This window comes from Streptomyces sp. NPDC051211 (assembly GCF_040689505.1).
In the GTDB taxonomy this organism is placed as follows: Bacteria; Actinomycetota; Actinomycetes; order Streptomycetales; family Streptomycetaceae; genus Streptomyces.
On record NZ_JBFBAV010000057.1, the window covers coordinates 1 to 16,369 of the forward strand.

The window sequence follows — 16,369 nt, forward strand, 5'->3', positions numbered from 1 at the left end:
CGGCCGGCCTGTCAAGGGTGGAGCGCAGCGACATCGCGAAGCGACGCGACCGAAGGGAGCGCCCTTGACAGGCCGGACGGACACGGAACGACACTGGGACTGCCGGGAAGGCCCCCCGCCTGCTCTCCGATTCCGTCCAGGCGAAGCCCCGGCCATCCCCTGACCCCGCCCAACCGACCAGCCCGGCCCAGTAGGGCACGCCCCGACCAGCCGCCGTCCGGCAGTTGAGCGGGGTCGCGGCCCGGCCGCTACGCGGTGCTGGGCCCCGCCCAGCAGATCGGCCCCGGCCCGGGCAGGGACCGCCCCGGCCAGCCGCCGCCCCGCAGTCGAGCGGGGCGCGGCCCGGTGGGCCGCTGCGGGGAGGCGGGCGCCTCATGGGGGCTGCGGTCGGGGTTCGTCGGCGGGGGGCTCGTACGGGGGCGTCCGACCTGACGTCCTTCGGGGAGTGACGAGGGCAACACCGGTTTGCCCGGGGAGGGCCGGGTGCACACGTTCCGTAGGTGGAGCGGGGGTCGGGCCCTGGTTTCCAAGGAGGGGTGGCATTCAGGCCTCCTCATCCCCCGAATCGGGACATTTCCCCGCCGCGCGCCCGGCCCAAATGCCGAAGCGCGGCCGCGCGCGGCCCCGTAAGCTCCCGCCATGCAGGTGATCCAGTCAACGAAGCTCGCCAATGTCTGCTACGAGATCCGCGGCCCCGTGCTCGAAGAGGCCATGCGGCTCGAAGCGGCAGGTCATCGCATCCTCAAGCTCAACACCGGCAACCCCGCAGCCTTCGGCTTCGAGTGCCCGCCGGAGATCCTTGAGGACATGCTGCGCAACCTCGGCAGCGCACACGGCTACGGGGATGCCAAGGGCCTGCTGTCCGCGCGCCGTGCGGTCGTGCAGCACTACGAGACCAAGGGCATCGGGCTGGACGTCGAGGACGTCTACCTCGGCAACGGCGTCTCCGAGCTGATCCAGATGTCCATGCAGGCGCTGCTCGACGACGGCGACGAGGTGCTCGTCCCCGCGCCGGACTATCCGCTGTGGACCGCCTCCGTGTCCCTCGCCGGCGGTACCGCCGTGCACTACCGCTGCGACGAGCAGTCGGACTGGATGCCGGACCTCGCCGACATCGAGCGCAAGATCACCGACCGCACCCGGGCGATCGTGATCATCAATCCGAACAACCCGACCGGCGCCGTCTACGACGACGAGATGCTCCGCAGCCTCACGGACATCGCGCGCCGCCACAACCTGGTCGTCTGCTCGGACGAGATCTACGACCGGATCCTGTACGACGGGGCGACGCACACGAACACCGCCGCGATCGCGCCGGACCTGCTGACCCTGACCTTCAACGGGCTGTCCAAGAACTACCGCGTCGCCGGCTACCGGGCCGGCTGGATGGCGGTCTGCGGCCCCAAGCACCACGCGGCCTCGTACATCGAGGGCCTGACGATCCTGGCGAACATGCGCCTCTGCGCGAACATGCCGTCCCAGCACGCCGTCGCCACCGCGCTCGGCGGCCGACAGTCGATCAACGACCTGGTGCTGCCGGGCGGCCGCCTGCTGGAGCAGCGCGACACCGCCTACGACCTGCTCACCCGGATCCCCGGCATCACCTGCGTGAAGCCCAAGGGTGCGCTGTACCTCTTCCCGAAGCTCGACCCCTCGGTCTACAAGATCAAGGACGACCGGCAGATGGTCCTCGACCTCCTGCGCGCCGAGAAGATCATGGTGGTCCACGGCACCGGCTTCAACTGGCCGGAGCCCGATCACTTCCGGATCGTGACGCTGCCCAATGCCACGGACCTGGGCGACGCCGTGACGCGTATCGGCAACTTCCTCGACGGGTACTCGCAGCCCTAGGCCGGCTTCGAACTCGATCACCGGATCTTCGGATTCGGCTCAACTTTAGACCCGATCCAATGTAGGATGGTCTCCTGACCACGCAGGAGGCCTTCCTCATGTACGAGCCGAACCGCAAGACGGCGGCCACGGTCCACCGCATGGGCCGTGGTCACGCCGACTACCCGCACCGCAGCCGTGCCGAGGAGCTGGACATCCAGCTCGCCGGGCACCTCTCGGCCCTGCTCGCCGTCACCGACGAACTCGGTCTCGACGCCGACGCCGAGCAGATCGCCGCGCACGTCGCGCGACTGCGCGGCACCCCGCCGGCCCGGCACGCCGGGCTCTCCGGTGAGCACACGCCCGAGCTGCACCGCCGCGCGCACGACCTCGCCGCCCGCGTGCTCCTCGTCGCCGCCTCGCGCGCCGACACCGGTGTCGCGATCCTCGCTGCCGAGCAGATGGACGCGCACACCGCCGCCCTCGCCGCCACCGACCTGGCCGGGGCCCACTGACGGCCCCGGTCCGAGGCCGCGGAGGCCTCGGACCGGGAGCCATGACAGGCAGCAGCGACCGCACCGACAGCGTGCAGCCGCGCCCAGCCGTGCCCGGCCGTGCTCAGCCCGCCGCCACCGTGAACTCCGCGCCCGCCACCCCGCACCACGGCGCCACTCCGGCCGGCCACACCGGCCCGACCGCCTCGCCGTGGACCACGGCCCCGGGCGCCACCCCGTCCAGCCGGACCAACGCCTGCACCGTGCCCACCGGCGGATCCTGACGGAACTCGACCGTCACCACGTACGAACCCGTCTGCGCCGCCCGGCTCGTCACCTCGATGCCCGCCAGCAGACGCTTGCTTGCCGGATCGATTCGGCACGCGGACACCGCAGCGTCCTCGGCCGGCACGTGCGCGGCAACGGCCTGCTGCGGGCCGCCGCCCGCCCAGACGTACAGCGCCAGCGGGGCGAACACCAGCAGCGCCGCCAGACCCACCAGGCCGACAAACCAGCCCTGCCATTTCAAGGCACTCGACGTACCCATGGTCCGTTCCTTCCCATGTCGAAGTGGGACCACCTCGTCACCTGACGTTCATTCAATTCAGCGCGGAATGTGGGTTTCCGTGAGCACGCTGCCCCCGTGAGACGCATCCTCGGAATCGTCCTGGCAGTCCTGCTGATCGGTGGCGTGGTAGCCGTCATCTTGGCAGGAGGCGGACCTCAGGACCCAGAACACACGGCAACGAAGACCGTGCACGGCGTGATCGGCTCGGAGAAAGCCGAGTTCTTCGCCGACCCCGATGTGGTGAAGACCCTTGCCGCCAAGGGCTACACCGTCAGAACCGAGACGTCCGGCTCCTGGGCCATGGACCAACTCCCCCTCAAGGACTACGACTTCGCATTTCCCGGCAGCAGCGAACCGGCCAAGGAGGTCAAGGCCAAGGCCGGCGTCCAGGCCCCGCAGGTGGTGCCGTTCTTCTCGCCGCTCGTCGTGGTCACCCGTACGAGCACCGCGCAGGTGCTCGCCGACAACGGCCTCGTCCGGATGACCGGGAAGAGCACCGGCACCCTCGCCATGGGCGAATTCGTCAAGGCCGCCCGCGAGGACCGCACCTGGCAGCAGCTCAAGGGCTCCGCCGGCCACCCCGAACTCCTCGGGAAGGTCCTCGTCCGGTCCACCGACCCGACCTCGTCCAACTCCGGCGCGCTCTACCTCGCCGCCGTCTCCAACGTCGCCAACAACCACACCATCGTCTCCGACGACAAGGGCATCGAGGCCACCGCCCCGCTGCTCAACAAGCTGACCGCGCCGCAGGGCCAGCAGCCGCCCAGCACCGACGCCCCCTTCCGCGAGTTCGTCAGCGGGGCCGGCCAGCCCCTCGTCCTCGTGTACGAGTCCCAGGTCGCCGCGCTGCTCCTGCGCAACCAGCCGGCCGGGGACATGGTCGTGCTGTACCCGGACACCACCGTCAACAGCGACCACACCTTCGTACCGCTGAACGACGAGGCCAAGGGGCTCGGCGAGCTGCTCTCCACCGACCCCGGGCTCCGCGAACTGGCGATCCGCCACGGATTCCGCCCGCAGAACGGCGTCCAGGAATTCACCCGGGCCACCGCACCGCACACCGCCCACCTGAACCAGAGCCTGGCCGGCATCAACCAGGTCGGTACACCCACCGTCAAGATCCTGCAGACGCTCGCCGAGCGGGCCAAGGGCTAGGGGACGAGTACGCATGACACTGACACCACCCGAGGGCCCGGGCAGCGCCCCGCTGGTCCTCACCGCCCCCGAACCCGTCGCCCCCGTCCGCCGGGACCAGGCCTCCGGTCTCGTCCCGCTCGAGGACGGCGTACGCGAGGAGATGGCCCGGCGGGCCCGGGAGTACGTCGGATCGCTCGCCGGGCTCGACGCCCGCTCCCCCGAGTTCGCCACCCGGATCGGCGAGATGGCCGGGCTCGGCGCCGCCGACATCCGAAGCGCCGCCCAGCAGTCCAACCGGATGCTGGACCGCGCGGTACGCTCGCTGTCCGCCGACGGCGGGGACGCGCAGGGCCGCGTCGCCGGCTCGCTGGTGGAGCTGCGCCGTACCGTCGAGGACCTCGACCCCCGCGACACGCCCGCGCGGGGCGCGCGACGGCTGCTGGCCAAGCTGCCGGGCGGCAACAGGTTCCGCGACCACGTGGCCAAGTACGCCTCCTCGCAGGCCACCCTCAACAAGATCGTCGGTTCGCTGCGCGGCGGCCAGGACGAGCTGCGCCGCGACAACGCGGCGCTGCACACCGAGCGCGCCAAGCTGTGGGAGACCATGGGCAAGCTCCAGGAGTACGCCGTCCTCACCGAGGCGCTGGACGCGGCCGTGGAGCAGCGCATCGCCGAGGTCGAAGGCACCGATGCGCGGCAGGCCGACGCGTTGCGGGCGGACGTCCTGTTCCCGGTCCGGCAGAAGCACCAGGACCTGCTGACCCAGCTGGCGGTCTGCGCGCAGGGCTACCTGGCGATGGACGTGGTCCGGCGGAACAACGACGAACTGATCAAGGGCGTGGACCGGGCGGCGACGACCACGGTGTCGGCGCTGCGGATCGCGGTGATGCTGGCGTCCGCACTGGACAACCAGCGGAAGGTGGTCGAGCAGGTCAACACGCTGCGGAACACGACCGAGGACCTGATCCGCGGCAATGCGGAGATGCTGAGCACGCAGAGCGGGGAGATCCAGCGGATCGCGGCGGATCCGGCGGTGGGGGCGGAGACGCTGCGGGCGGCGTTCCAGCAGATCTACCGGACGCTGGACACGATCGATGCGTTTAAGGTGCAGGCGACGGAGAGCATGGCGGCGACGGTGGAGTCGTTGACCGGGGAGTTGCAGGCGGCGTCCGCGCATCTGGGCCGTACCCGGTCCGTCGGGGCGCTCGACGGGGGTGCGCTGTGAGGCCGCTGCGCGGAGCCTTTCCCCACCCCGCCCCTTCCCGAACCGGGGCTCCGCCCCAGACCCCGCTCCTCAAACGCCGGAGGGGCTGGATGGGTGTGCTGCTGGCCGGGATGCTGACCGTGGCCGGGTGTACCGGGAGCGAGGCCGGGAAGCCGAAGGAGAGTGCGTCCGCCTACAAGGACGGCACGCTTAGGGTGCTCGCCTCCAGTGAGCTGGTCGATATGAAGCCGGTGCTGGACGAGGCGAAGAAGGTGACCGGGGTCGGGGTCGAGTTGACCTGGTCCGGGACGCTCGATGCCGTCGAGCAGGTGGCCTCCGGGGCGGCCGACGGGAAGTACGACGCCATCTGGCTGTCCTCCAACGACTACCTGCGCCTGCGGCCCGAGGCGGCCGGGAAGCTCAGTTCCGAGAGTCCGGTGATGTCCTCGCCGGTGGCGCTCGGGGTGAAGCCCGAGGCGCTGGCCCGGCTCGGCTGGAAGGCGGAGGAGGTCACCTGGTCCGCCGTCCACGAGGCCGTGGCGGGCGGGAAGCTCACGTACGGGATGACCGACCCGGTGCGGTCCAATTCGGGTTTCTCCGCGCTGGTCTCGGTCGCCTCCGGTCTGTCCGGCGCGCAGGCCGCGCTCACCGGTGAGGACGTGAAGAAGGCGGCGCCCCGGCTGAAGGAGTTCTTCACCGGGCAGAAGCTGACCTCCGGGTCCTCCGGCTGGCTGGCCACCGCCTACACCCGGCGCGGCGATGTGGACGCGCTCGTCAACTACGAGTCGGTGCTGCTGTCGATGAACCGGGACGGCAAGACCGGCCTGACCGTGGTCCGGCCGCGGGACGGGGTCGTCACGGCCGACTACCCGCTGACCCTGCTCACCTCCGCGCCCGCCGGGGCCCGCGAGTCCGGGCGGGTGCTCACCGAGTACCTGCGGGGCGCGGCCGCCCAGCAGGCCATCACCGACCGGACGTTCCGCCGCCCGGTCACCGCCGGGGTGACCCCGGCGGCCGGGCTGGCGGGCGAGCCGCGCCGCGAGCTGCCGTTCCCCGGCACGCTGGCCGTCGCCGACGGACTGCTGTCCTCGTACGAGCACGAGCTGCGGCGCCCCTCGCGGACGGTGTACGTGCTGGACACCTCCGGCTCGATGGCGGAGGGGGACCGGATCGGGAAGCTGAAGGCGGCGCTCACCGAGCTGACGGGGAGCGGGAGTTCGCGGACCGGGCACCGGTTCCGGGACCGGGAGGAGGTGACCCTGCTGCCGTTCGGGTCCTCGGTGAAGAACGTGCGGACGCACGTCGTGGAGCCGGGCGATCCGGGGCCGGCGCTGAATGCCGTACGCAAGGACGTGGGCTCGCTCGAGCCGGCGGGGGGTACGGCGGTCTACAGCAGTCTGGAGGCGGCGTACCGGCATCTGGGGAAGGGCGGCGCGGACGCGTTCACCTCGATCGTGCTCATGACGGACGGGGAGAACACCGAGGGGGTCGACGCGAAGCACTTCGAGGGTTTCTTCGCCAAACTGCCCGAGGCTCAGCGGAAGACGCCCGTCTTCGCGGTGCTGTTCGGGGACTCCGACCGCAAGGAGCTTTCGGCCATCGCCGAGCTGACCGGTGGACGTCTCTTCGACGCCACCGACGGGAACGGCTCCCTGGACGGGGCCTTCGAGGAGATCCGTGGCTACCAGTAGGGACGGTCTCGCAGCCAGAGCGCTGCGGTACCTGGAGTCGAAGAAGAACCTGGCGGGCAGCGCCTGCGGGGTGGTGGGGGTGGGGCTCGCCCTCACCGGTCTGGCGGGCGCTTCCTGGCCGTTCGTGATCGCCGGGCTGTACGGGGCGGGCGCGCTGATCGCCCCGCCGGAGCGGGTCCCGGTGCCCGACTTCGATCCCAGCGAGCAGCTCGGTGTGCTGCGGGGGGATTTCGAACGGCTGCGGGAGTACCTGGCGGAGGTGGAGCTGCCGCCGGCGGCCGGCGGGAAGCTGACCGAGCTGCTGGAGCTGTACGGGCGGCTGCTCGATCCCGGCTGGGTGGCCGACGTACTGGCCGGGGAGCCGGAGTCGGTGCACGTGCTGTCGCGGGCGGTGCGGACCGATGTCCCGGAGTCGGTGGACACGTACAACCGGGCCCGCTGGTGGAGCCGGCTCCAGCCCGGGACGGTTCCGCCGGAGCGGCATCTGGAGCGTCAGCTGTCGGTGCTGTTCGACGAGGCGGAACGCGTAACGGCGGGCCTCCACGAGGTGGAGGCCCGCCGTCAGCAGACGCACACGACCTATCTGGAGGAGCGCGAACGCTCCTGACGGGCCGGGTGCTGCGGCGGGGAACCGCTTGGTCGGGGGTTTCCCGCGTTCAGTGGCCCCGGGGTCGGGGCGGTGCCCCGGTGATCGGGGCGGTCGGGGCGGTCGGTCAGCCCAGGCGCTCGACGAGCGCGTGGTACTGGTCCCACAGCTCCTTCGGGGTGTGGTCGCCGTAGGTGTTCAGGTGCTCGGGGACCAGGGAGGCCTCGTCGCGCCACACCTCCTTGTCCACGGTGAGGAGGAAGTCGAGGTCCTCTTCGGGGAGGTCCAGGCCGTCGAGGTCGAGGGAGTCCTTGGTCGGCAGGATGCCGATGGGGGTCTCGACGCCCTCGGCGGTGCCCTCGAGGCGGCCGACGATCCACTTCAGGACGCGGCTGTTCTCGCCGAAGCCGGGCCAGACGAACTTGCCCGCGTCGTTCTTGCGGAACCAGTTCACGTAGTAGATCTTCGGGAGCTTCGCGGCGTCCGCGTTGGCGCCGACCTTGATCCAGTGCGCCATGTAGTCGCCCATGTTGTAGCCGCAGAACGGCAGCATGGCGAAGGGGTCGCGGCGGAGCTCGCCGACCTTGCCCTCGGCGGCGGCGGTCTTCTCGGAGGCGATGTTCGAGCCGATGAAGACGCCGTGGTTCCAGTCGAAGGACTCGGTGACCAGCGGTACGGCGGAGGCGCGGCGGCCGCCGAAGAGGATCGCGGAGATCGGGACGCCCTTGGGGTCCTCCCACTCGGGGGCGATCGTCGGGCACTGGGCGGCCGGGACGGCGAAGCGGGCGTTGGGGTGGGCCGCCGGAGTCTCGCTCTCCGGGGTCCAGTCGTTGCCCTTCCAGTCGATGAGGTGGGCGGGAGTCTCCTCCGTCATGCCCTCCCACCAGACGTCGCCGTCGTCGGTGAGCGCGACGTTGGTGAAGACGGTGTTGGCGTACATCGTCTTCATGGCGTTGGCGTTGGTGTGCTCGCCGGTGCCGGGGGCCACGCCGAAGAAGCCGGCCTCGGGGTTGATCGCGTAGAGGCGGCCGTCCGCGCCGAAGCGCATCCAGGCGATGTCGTCGCCGATGGTCTCGACCGTCCAGCCGGGGATGGTCGGCTCCAGCATGGCGAGGTTGGTCTTGCCGCAGGCGCTCGGGAACGCGGCGGCGACGTACTTGGCCTCACCCTGCGGCGGGGTGAGCTTGAGGATCAGCATGTGCTCGGCGAGCCAGCCCTCGTCACGCGCCATGACGGAGGCGATGCGCAGCGCGTAGCACTTCTTGCCGAGCAGGGCGTTGCCGCCGTAGCCGGAGCCGAAGGACCAGATCTCGCGGGTCTCGGGGAAGTGCGAGATGTACTTGGTGGTGTTGCACGGCCACGGGACGTCGGCCTCGCCCTCGGCGAGCGGAGCGCCGAGGGTGTGGACGGCCTTGACGAAGAAGCCGTCGGTGCCGAGCTCGTCGAGAACGGCCTGTCCCATGCGGGTCATGGTGCGCATGGCGACCGCGACGTAGGCGGAGTCGGTGATCTCGACGCCGATCGCGGAGAGGTCGGAGCCGAGGGGGCCCATGCAGAACGGGACGACGTACATCGTCCGGCCCTTCATCGAACCGCGGAAGATGCCCTTCTCGCCGGCGAAGATGTCCTTCATCTCCGCGGGAGCCTTCCAGTGGTTGGTCGGGCCGGCGTCCTCTTCCTTCTCGGAGCAGATGAAGGTGCGGTCCTCGACGCGCGCGACGTCGGAGGGGTCGGAGGCCGCGTAGTACGAGTTGGGGCGCTTGACCGGGTCGAGCTTCTTGAAGGTCCCCTTGGCGACGAGCTCCTCGCACAGGCGCTCGTACTCGGCCTCGGAACCGTCGCACCAGACGATGGCGTCCGGCTCGGTCAGGGCTGCGATCTCCTCCACCCAGGTGATCAGCCCGGGGTGGTTCGTCGGGACGGAAGTGGGAGCCGCGTTGTCGCGCGCCACGATTGCTCCTTGTTGAGGGGTTTGTTTGGTGTATGCCCCGTGGGGGCTGCGACCCGGACGCTTCGCGCTCCGCTCATCCGGTGCCGACCGCACTCATCTGATCATCCGGTGCATGTGCGCATATGTCCAGGGGGCCTCTCACGTGAGCATCGCCACGTCCGTCAATCTTCCGTAAAGCACACTGCCGGAAACCTACGGACCCGTAGGTAGCATGTGCGCATGACTGCCGAAGCCGTTGCCCAGGCCGAAGTCAAGCCGCTCCTCCGCGGCTGGCTGCACGCCGGAATGTTCCCCGCCGTGATCGTCGCGGGCCTGGCGCTGATGACCTTCACCGATTCGACGCGGGCGCGGGTGGCGTGCGGGGTGTACGTCCTCACCGCCTGCCTGCTCTTCGGCATCAGCGCCCTCTACCACCGGGGTACGTGGGGTCCGCGCGGCGAGGCGATCCTGCGGCGGCTCGACCACGCCAACATCTTCCTCATCATCGCGGGGACCTACACCCCGCTGACGGTCCTGCTCCTGCCCGACTCCACCGGACGCACGCTCCTGTGGGCGGTCTGGCTCGCGGCCGCCGCCGGCATCGCCTTCCGGGTGTTCTGGGTCGGCGCCCCCCGCTGGCTCTACACCCCGTGCTACATCGCCATGGGCTGGGCCGCCGTCTTCTTCCTGCCCGACTTCATGCGGACCGGCGGCATCGCCGTCCTCGTCCTGGTCATCGTCGGCGGACTCCTCTACAGCGCGGGAGGGGTCATCTACGGGATCAAACGACCCAACCCCTCCCCGCGCTTCTTCGGCTTCCACGAGGTCTTCCACTCACTGACCCTGGTCGCCTTCGTCACCCACTTCGTGGGCATCTCGCTGGCCGCCTACCAGCACGCGTAGGCCCTCCGCTCCCGGTGTGCCGAAGTGCCGCGCACCGGGAGCGGACGGATAATCGGAGTGTCTCGGCCGGACCGTCGCTCGCCCCCCGGTAGCGAAATGAGGACCCGATGACATCCAGCACGACACGGACGAGAAGAGTCCTCCGGCTCTGTGCAGGAGCAGGTATGGCATGCGGTCTCGTGGCCGGCCTGGCCACGCCGGCGGGCGCCGGCGAGAAACCCCCGGCCCCCACCACGGTGCGCGTCTGGACGGAGGGAACGACCGCCTACGTCACCTTCAGGGACAACACGGCCGACGAGAGCGGTTTCTGGGTCGCCGTCTTCGAGAAGGACAACCCCAACAACGAAGCCGGCAAGGTACGGAAGCTCTACCCCGGCTCGCCCGGGACGGGACGCGAGGTCACCCGGTCGCTCCCCGGCGTCAAGCCCGGCGTGGCGTACTGCGGGGCCGCGCAGGCGCGGGTACCCGCGACGGACAGCGCGTCGGGGCTCCCCACGCACGAGTTCAGCGAGTGGAGCAAGAACGTCTGCAGCGCCGCGACCGACCCGGCCGATCCCGCCGGTGCGCCCACGAACGCGTCGCTGGGCACCTTCAACGGCGAGTTCGCCCCAACGGTCGGCACCAACCGGACCTACTGGCTGCCGTACTTCAGCTCCGGTGGGGACGCCAAGGGCGCGGTGATCGATGTCACCACCGACGGGTCGCTGTCGGTCAGGAAACCACCGGACAGCACCATCTTCAGCGGCTTCGAGTGCAAGATGAATGCTCCTGCGGCGGACGGCAAGGTCAGGGGCTACCGCTGCACCGGCGGCACCCTCAAGTCCACGGAGAAGAAGGAGCTCCCGGTCTTCGCGCACGTGGACAAGGCGGGCCAGGGTGTCATCCGCGCCACCCTCCGCGTACCGGGCGACACCAACCCGGGCGACAACAGCAGCGTCCACATCGTGATGGCCAAGTGAACCCGGACGGTCGCTGATCCGATGCGCGGCCGTCGGGTGAGAGGGACGTACCCGGAAGGAGAGCAACCCCGGCCTCACCTGCAAGAAATAGCCCCCGATGGTGCCCATCCGGCCCGGAGGAGTCAACCATGAACCACCAGCAACGCTGTGCCCTGCTCGCCCCCTGCGTGGCGTCAGCGATCGCCCTCAGCCCGCTCACCGCCGTCGCGGACACCGGGGCGGCCGCACGCGCCCCGGCCGGAGTCTGCTCCCTCGCCAAGGGTGACCCGGGTCCGGGCAACCGGCCGACGTTCGACCTGAAGCTCACCAAGTTCCCCCGCAACGCCTCGGTGAAGATCACCGGCCCCGACGGGCCCGACGACGTCAAGGTCTCGTCGAACGGGAGCTTCACCGACGAGGACGTCGCCGAGGGCGACTACAAGGTCCGGGAGAACCGGCGCAACGCGCCCACGATCACCTGCACCAAGTCGACGGCCCCGGCCCCCGTGAAGAAGGCCGACGTCGTCGACGTCTCGGCCAGCGTGGTCTCCCGCTCCGGGAAGGTGACCTGCCCCAACTTCAAGCAGGTGGCCAAGGGTTCGATCCAGACCGCGACGGCCGGCGACGTCAAGTACCGCTGGGTGCGCGGCGACGGGGCGAGGTCCGGGCTGCTCACGCTGAACTTCGAGGCCGCCGGGACCAAGAACGTGCCCGACTTCTCGTACCTGCCGGACGCGGGTGCGGTGCAGCCGGAGAAGATCATCGGCACCATACAGATCGTGATCGAGGGCGAAGCCGAGAGCTCCAACAAGGCCGGCTTCACCGTCGAGTGCCAGACGTGACCGCACCGGGTGCACGGCAGGCACGACTGACGGACGGGAGCCGGTGCCCGGGGGCTGTGCCCGGGGCACCGGCTCCTGTTGACGGACGGCTGGACGGACGGCTGGACGGACCGCGTCACGCGCAGCCCCCCGGCTGCCCGATCAGCGCGGGGAGACCCGGGTCTCGACGCTGAACGCGTTGTTTCCGGTGCTCGGGTCGAAGGTGGCGGCAACGACCTTGGCCGTCGCCGTGACCACACCCGGACGCGTGGCCCGCACCCTGACGCGGAAGGTGCGCTCCTCCCCCACAGCCAGCGACCCCACCCTCCAGGTCAGCTGGGAGGAAGGGCTCCGCTCGGCACGCGGCGAAGGGATCAGGCCCTGTCCGTGGTCGGGCGTGGCCAGCTTCACGGTCACGCCGGTCGCGGCGGACAGGCCGTGGTTGACCACCGTCACGGTGTAGGTGTACGTGCTGCCGGGACGGACCGTGGCCGGTGCGGCCACCCTTACTCCCACGTCGGCGGCCGGCTTCCCGACCTCCACGCGCCCGATCCGGTTGCCGAGGAGCTCGGTGAACCACATGTTGCCGTCGGGTCCCGCGGCGATGTGGAAGGGGGTGTTGTCCACGTTGGGAGTGGGCACGTCGAACTCGGTGATGGTGCCGGACGGCGTGATCCGCCCGATCTTGTTGATGTTGGACTCGCCGAACCAGAGGTTGCCGTCCGGGCCCGCCGCGATGCCGACGGGGCCGCTGTTGGGCGTCGTCAGCGGAAACTCCGTGACCTTGCCGGACGGTGTGATCCGGCTGACCGCGTTGGCGGTGGGGTCGGTGAACCAGAGGTTGCCGTCCGGGCCCGCGGTGATGTTGAACGGGGAGCCGACGGGGTTCGGCAGCGGGAACTCGGTGACCTTGCCGGAGGGGGTGATCCGCCCGATCCGGTTGACGAAGGTCTCGGTGAACCACACGTTGCCGTCGGGGCCGTTCGTGATCCGGTACGGGTTGCTGTCGGCCTGCGGCAGCGTGAACTCGGTGATCGTGCCGGCCGGGGTGATCCGCCCGACCCGGTTGGCGCCGTTCTCGGCGAACCAGACGTTGCCGTCCGGCCCGCCGGTGATGCCGACCGGAAAGCTGTCGGCGTGCGGCAGCGGGAACTCGGTGACGGCCCCGTTGTCCGGGTCGATCCGCCCGATCGTGTTGTGGAAGGGCTCCGTGAACCACAGGTTGTCGTCGGCCCCCGCGGTGATGTCGTCCGGGAAGCGGTTGGGGTTGGGCAGCGGGAACTCGGTGATGGCCCCGGCCGGGTTGACCCGCCCGATCTTGTTCACCTCCCCCTGCTCGGTGAACCACACATTGCCGTCGGGGCCTGCGGTGATGCCGACCGGGCTGTTCGCAGCGGTGGGCAGGGGGAACTCGGTGATGTCTCCGACGTCGGCCTGGGCCTGCCCGGCGAGGGCGGGGAGGCTGAGCAGACTGCAGGCGAGCAGCACGGCCAGGCGCCGGCTCCGGCCCAGGGGCCTGCGGCGGCGCGAAGCGGGAAGGGGGAGGGCGGACTCGGGCATGGGCGCGAACCTTTCAACCGAGAGGTGTCCGCGGTTCAGCGTAGGAGGACGGGCCGGTCCTGACGTGGGACGACGGGCCGACAAACGGGTTCTCTTCGCTCCGGATCGGCACCGCTGCACGGGCGGCCGGGGATCCGGAAGGAGGATCGACCCCTGCGAGGAACGCGGTCGGGACCGGCCCCTGTCCGGGGCCGGTCCCGACCTGTCACCTTCACCTGCCCTGTCGGCTACCCGCAGGCGTAGCCGTCGCGGTCCGCATCCAGCCGCAGCGGATCGCTCCCGTTGACCTTCATCCGCTTCGGGTACTTGTGCGCGGCCAGCCAGTCGCAGCGGGCCTTGGTGGTGTTCTTGACCTCCGCCGGGAACACCGTCGGCACGCACAGGGTGGCCGTGCCGTAGTGCCGGTCACAGCCCGCGACCTTCGGGCTGACCGGGGCCGAGTCCCGCTTGGCCGGGTTCTGCTTGGCCGGGCCCAGCTTGTCCGCGAAGGTGTGCTGGTGCGCCGAGGGCCGGTCCTGGTCGCCGGACAGGGCGGCCAGGGCCGGAGCCCCGCCCACGTGCACCCACTTGGCGATCGACGGCACGCCGTTCGCGTCAACCGCGAACAGCATGTACCAGCCGGGCGGCGCCAGGTTCGGGTTGCTGGTCACGTTCAGGTCGACCGTCGTGTTGCTCACCACCGTCAGCGGCAGGTCCACGAACCGCTGGTTCGGGTCCGAGGAGTGCGTGACGGCGGCCGGCCGGATCAGCTCCGCCTTGGCGATGGGCCGGTCGACGGTGATGCGTTGCGTGTCCCCGTACACCCACTGCGTGTCGATCACCGAGGTGATCTGCGGTCGGGCGCCCTTGAACAGGTAGGGCGGGGTGTAGACCGACACGTTGTGGTTGTACGTGCCGTTGCCCGGGTTGTCGCCGACCGACATGACCCGGCCGTCCGGCAGCAGGAAGGACGCCGAGTGGTACGTCCGCGGGATCGGGTCGGTGGCCAGGCCGGCCTGGTAGGTGTTGCTGGCCGGGTCGAAGAACGAGGCCTCGAACACCGGGTCGGCCCGGTCGTGCAGACCGCCGCCCGTCTCCAGCACCTTGCCGTCCGGCAGCAGCACCGCCGAGACGTACATCTTCCCCTCGGCCCCGGTCTGCGGCCGCTTGCCCGCGCCCTGGTCGACCAGGCCGAGCGGGATGTCCGGGCCTGCCGTGTAGGCGGGGCTCGGCTTCTTCAGGTCGATGATGTCGGTGAGCCGGTTCGCGGCCGGGTTGCTCTCGTTGTTGCCGCCTCCGATGGTGAGCACCCGCTGGTCCTGGGCCGGGGGCAGCAGCACGCTCGCCGACTCGTCCCGCTGGTCCTTGTTCCGCAGCCCCGGCACATCGGTGATGGTGTTCGCGGCGTAGTCGTAGACGGAGGCGCCGGTGCCCGGGGTGCCGTTGCCGAAGGTGTGGCTGCCCGAGTAGAACAGCCGGCCGTCCTGCATCAGGATCATCGACGGGTACAGGCCCCAGTAGGACCAGGTCTGGTTGACCTCGCCCATCGGCAGCCATTTGCCCTGCGCCGCCGAGAACTTCTCGGCCGTGACGTTGCCGGTGGAGTCCTCCTTCAGGCCGCCGAAGGAGATGACGTCACCGTTGCCGAGGACGGTCGCCGACGGGTACCAGTGCCCGCCGTTCATGTCGTTGGTCTTGATGTACTTCTCGGTCGCCGGGTCGAAGATGTACGAGTCCTTCAGCCCCTGGTAGCCGATGGTCCCGTCGGCCGACGGATAGCCCTTGTTGCCGCTCATCACCAGCACCCGGCCGTCGGCCAGCTGCACGTGCCCGGCGCAGAACATGTCCACGGGCGTCGGGATGGTCTTGAACGAGCCGTTCGCCGGGTCGTACACCGCCGAGGTGAAGGTGCCCGCGTTGAACCGGTCGATGTCGTTGCCGGAACCGGCGATCAGCAGCACCTTGCCGTTCCTCAGCACCACGGCGTGCATCGAGCGCACCGGGTTCTTGGCCGCGATCACCTGCCACTTGCCCTTGGCGCACTCCTCCGCGGTGCCGGTGCAGGTGGGTGCGGGCAGGGTGGCCCCGACCTCCTCCATCGCGTAGTCGTCGGTGGTGAGCGTGCCCACCCCGTACACCGACAGCCCCCACGCGATCTTGTCGGTGTTCGGCGGGACGACGGGCGTACGGACCTCGGTACGCGCCCAGCCGGCGCTCACCGGCGGATTCTGCAGGTCGGTCCAGTACTGCCAGGCCCCGGTCGTGGCCTCCCGCCGGAACACGGTCACCGACACGTCCGGGGTGGTGGACTTGTACCAGGCGGACAGGTCGTACTGCTTGCCCGGCACGGCGGCGGGGGCGCAGGCCGTGTTCTCGGTGACCAGCGCCTTCCGGTCGCCGTCCACCCGGCGGGTCAGCGCCACCCGCATCGCCTTGGTGCCGGAGTGCGCGTCGGCGACGGTGGTGAAGGTGAAGTCGTTGTCACCCCAGCCGGACTTCGACCAGCAGGAGGGCATGTCGGAGCCGGCGGCTCCGGCGGTCTCGAAACCGGGATTGGTGAGCAGGTTGGGCGGGCCGGCGGTGGCCTGCTGCGGCACGGTGAGCAGCAGGCCCCCGGTCATCGCCCCGACGGCGAGCAGGGCGGCCCGGCGCCGGCCCCGCCGTCGTCGGATCGGGATGCGCATAGGACGAACTCCCTTGTTGGTGCGGCTCCTTCAACGGACGTTCC

13 protein-coding genes are annotated in these 16,369 nt (G+C 70.3%); 9 read left to right on the forward strand and 4 right to left on the reverse strand.

What is annotated here, in order from left to right; genetic code table 11:
• The first annotated feature begins 639 nt into the window (after positions 1 to 639).
• A complete protein-coding gene (locus AB0447_RS32940; RefSeq protein WP_366480566.1) occupies positions 640 to 1,851 on the forward strand; it encodes a pyridoxal phosphate-dependent aminotransferase in 1,212 nt (403 codons plus the stop codon).
• Between the two features lie 98 nt (positions 1,852 to 1,949).
• Positions 1,950 to 2,345, forward strand: coding sequence for a hypothetical protein (locus tag AB0447_RS32945; protein ID WP_366480567.1), 396 nt, complete (start codon positions 1,950 to 1,952; stop codon positions 2,343 to 2,345).
• Between the two features lie 103 nt (positions 2,346 to 2,448).
• Here AB0447_RS32945 and AB0447_RS32950 read toward each other — a convergent pair whose 3' ends face one another.
• The gene (locus AB0447_RS32950) at positions 2,449 to 2,871 is read right to left on the reverse strand and encodes a hypothetical protein (RefSeq protein ID WP_366480568.1); all 423 of its coding nucleotides are present in this window, start codon (positions 2,869 to 2,871) and stop codon (positions 2,449 to 2,451) included.
• A 96-nt stretch (positions 2,872 to 2,967) separates the two neighbouring features.
• On the opposite strand from AB0447_RS32950, the gene AB0447_RS32955 reads away from it, so the two are divergent.
• The 4 genes from AB0447_RS32955 to AB0447_RS32970 all read left to right on the forward strand — a co-directional run bounded on the left by AB0447_RS32955 (position 2,968) and on the right by AB0447_RS32970 (position 7,531).
• Complete coding sequence (locus AB0447_RS32955) at positions 2,968 to 4,047, forward strand: substrate-binding domain-containing protein (RefSeq protein ID WP_366480569.1); 1,080 nt, start codon at positions 2,968 to 2,970, stop codon at positions 4,045 to 4,047.
• A gap of 13 nt (positions 4,048 to 4,060) precedes the next feature.
• Entirely contained in the window at positions 4,061 to 5,254 is a 1,194-nt protein-coding gene (locus AB0447_RS32960) for a toxic anion resistance protein (protein ID WP_366480570.1), read from the forward strand.
• Between the two features lie 89 nt (positions 5,255 to 5,343).
• Complete coding sequence (locus AB0447_RS32965; protein WP_366480571.1) at positions 5,344 to 6,924, forward strand: substrate-binding and VWA domain-containing protein; 1,581 nt, start codon at positions 5,344 to 5,346, stop codon at positions 6,922 to 6,924.
• Positions 6,911 to 7,531 carry a hypothetical protein gene (locus tag AB0447_RS32970; protein WP_366480572.1) on the forward strand — a complete coding sequence of 207 codons (621 nt, stop codon included), beginning with the start codon at positions 6,911 to 6,913 and terminating at the stop codon, positions 7,529 to 7,531. The genes AB0447_RS32965 and AB0447_RS32970 overlap by 14 nt, the downstream gene beginning before the upstream one ends.
• Before the next feature lie 106 nt (positions 7,532 to 7,637).
• Here AB0447_RS32970 and AB0447_RS32975 read toward each other — a convergent pair whose 3' ends face one another.
• Positions 7,638 to 9,461, reverse strand: coding sequence for a phosphoenolpyruvate carboxykinase (GTP) (locus AB0447_RS32975; RefSeq protein WP_366480573.1), 1,824 nt, complete (start codon positions 9,459 to 9,461; stop codon positions 7,638 to 7,640).
• Between the two features lie 219 nt (positions 9,462 to 9,680).
• Here AB0447_RS32975 and AB0447_RS32980 point away from each other — a divergent pair, with 219 nt between their 5' ends.
• The 3 genes from AB0447_RS32980 to AB0447_RS32990 all read left to right on the forward strand — a co-directional run bounded on the left by AB0447_RS32980 (position 9,681) and on the right by AB0447_RS32990 (position 12,123).
• Positions 9,681 to 10,343 carry a hemolysin III family protein gene (locus AB0447_RS32980; RefSeq protein ID WP_366480574.1) on the forward strand — a complete coding sequence of 221 codons (663 nt, stop codon included), beginning with the start codon at positions 9,681 to 9,683 and terminating at the stop codon, positions 10,341 to 10,343.
• 164 nt (positions 10,344 to 10,507) lie between these two features.
• Entirely contained in the window at positions 10,508 to 11,302 is a 795-nt protein-coding gene (locus AB0447_RS32985) for a hypothetical protein (protein ID WP_366480575.1), read from the forward strand.
• Between the two features lie 128 nt (positions 11,303 to 11,430).
• Positions 11,431 to 12,123 carry a hypothetical protein gene (locus AB0447_RS32990; protein WP_366480576.1) on the forward strand — a complete coding sequence of 231 codons (693 nt, stop codon included), beginning with the start codon at positions 11,431 to 11,433 and terminating at the stop codon, positions 12,121 to 12,123.
• Positions 12,124 to 12,264: 141 nt separating this feature from the next.
• On the opposite strand, the gene AB0447_RS32995 is transcribed toward AB0447_RS32990, so the two are convergent.
• Together AB0447_RS32995 and AB0447_RS33000 are read right to left on the reverse strand one after the other, a co-directional pair.
• Complete coding sequence (locus tag AB0447_RS32995) at positions 12,265 to 13,662, reverse strand: hypothetical protein (protein WP_366480577.1); 1,398 nt, start codon at positions 13,660 to 13,662, stop codon at positions 12,265 to 12,267.
• Positions 13,663 to 13,889: 227 nt separating this feature from the next.
• The gene (locus tag AB0447_RS33000) at positions 13,890 to 16,325 is read right to left on the reverse strand and encodes a galactose oxidase early set domain-containing protein (RefSeq protein ID WP_366480578.1); all 2,436 of its coding nucleotides are present in this window, start codon (positions 16,323 to 16,325) and stop codon (positions 13,890 to 13,892) included.
• Between the last annotated feature and the right edge of the window lie 44 nt (positions 16,326 to 16,369).

Bases quoted from the DNA above. Each gene is read 5' to 3' on its own strand.
- AB0447_RS32940 (WP_366480566.1), top strand. From the start codon at position 640: ATGCAGGTGATCCAGTCAACGAAGCTCGCCAATGTCTGCTACGAGATC.
- AB0447_RS32945 (WP_366480567.1), top strand. From the start codon at position 1,950: ATGTACGAGCCGAACCGCAAGACGGCGGCCACGGTCCACCGCATGGGC.
- AB0447_RS32950 (WP_366480568.1), bottom strand. From the start codon at position 2,871: ATGGGTACGTCGAGTGCCTTGAAATGGCAGGGCTGGTTTGTCGGCCTG.
- AB0447_RS32960 (WP_366480570.1), top strand. From the start codon at position 4,061: ATGACACTGACACCACCCGAGGGCCCGGGCAGCGCCCCGCTGGTCCTC.
- AB0447_RS32965 (WP_366480571.1), top strand. From the start codon at position 5,344: ATGGGTGTGCTGCTGGCCGGGATGCTGACCGTGGCCGGGTGTACCGGG.
- AB0447_RS32980 (WP_366480574.1), top strand. From the start codon at position 9,681: ATGACTGCCGAAGCCGTTGCCCAGGCCGAAGTCAAGCCGCTCCTCCGC.
- AB0447_RS32985 (WP_366480575.1), top strand. From the start codon at position 10,508: ATGGCATGCGGTCTCGTGGCCGGCCTGGCCACGCCGGCGGGCGCCGGC.
- AB0447_RS32990 (WP_366480576.1), top strand. From the start codon at position 11,431: ATGAACCACCAGCAACGCTGTGCCCTGCTCGCCCCCTGCGTGGCGTCA.
- AB0447_RS32995 (WP_366480577.1), bottom strand. From the start codon at position 13,662: ATGCCCGAGTCCGCCCTCCCCCTTCCCGCTTCGCGCCGCCGCAGGCCC.
- AB0447_RS33000 (WP_366480578.1), bottom strand. From the start codon at position 16,325: ATGCGCATCCCGATCCGACGACGGCGGGGCCGGCGCCGGGCCGCCCTG.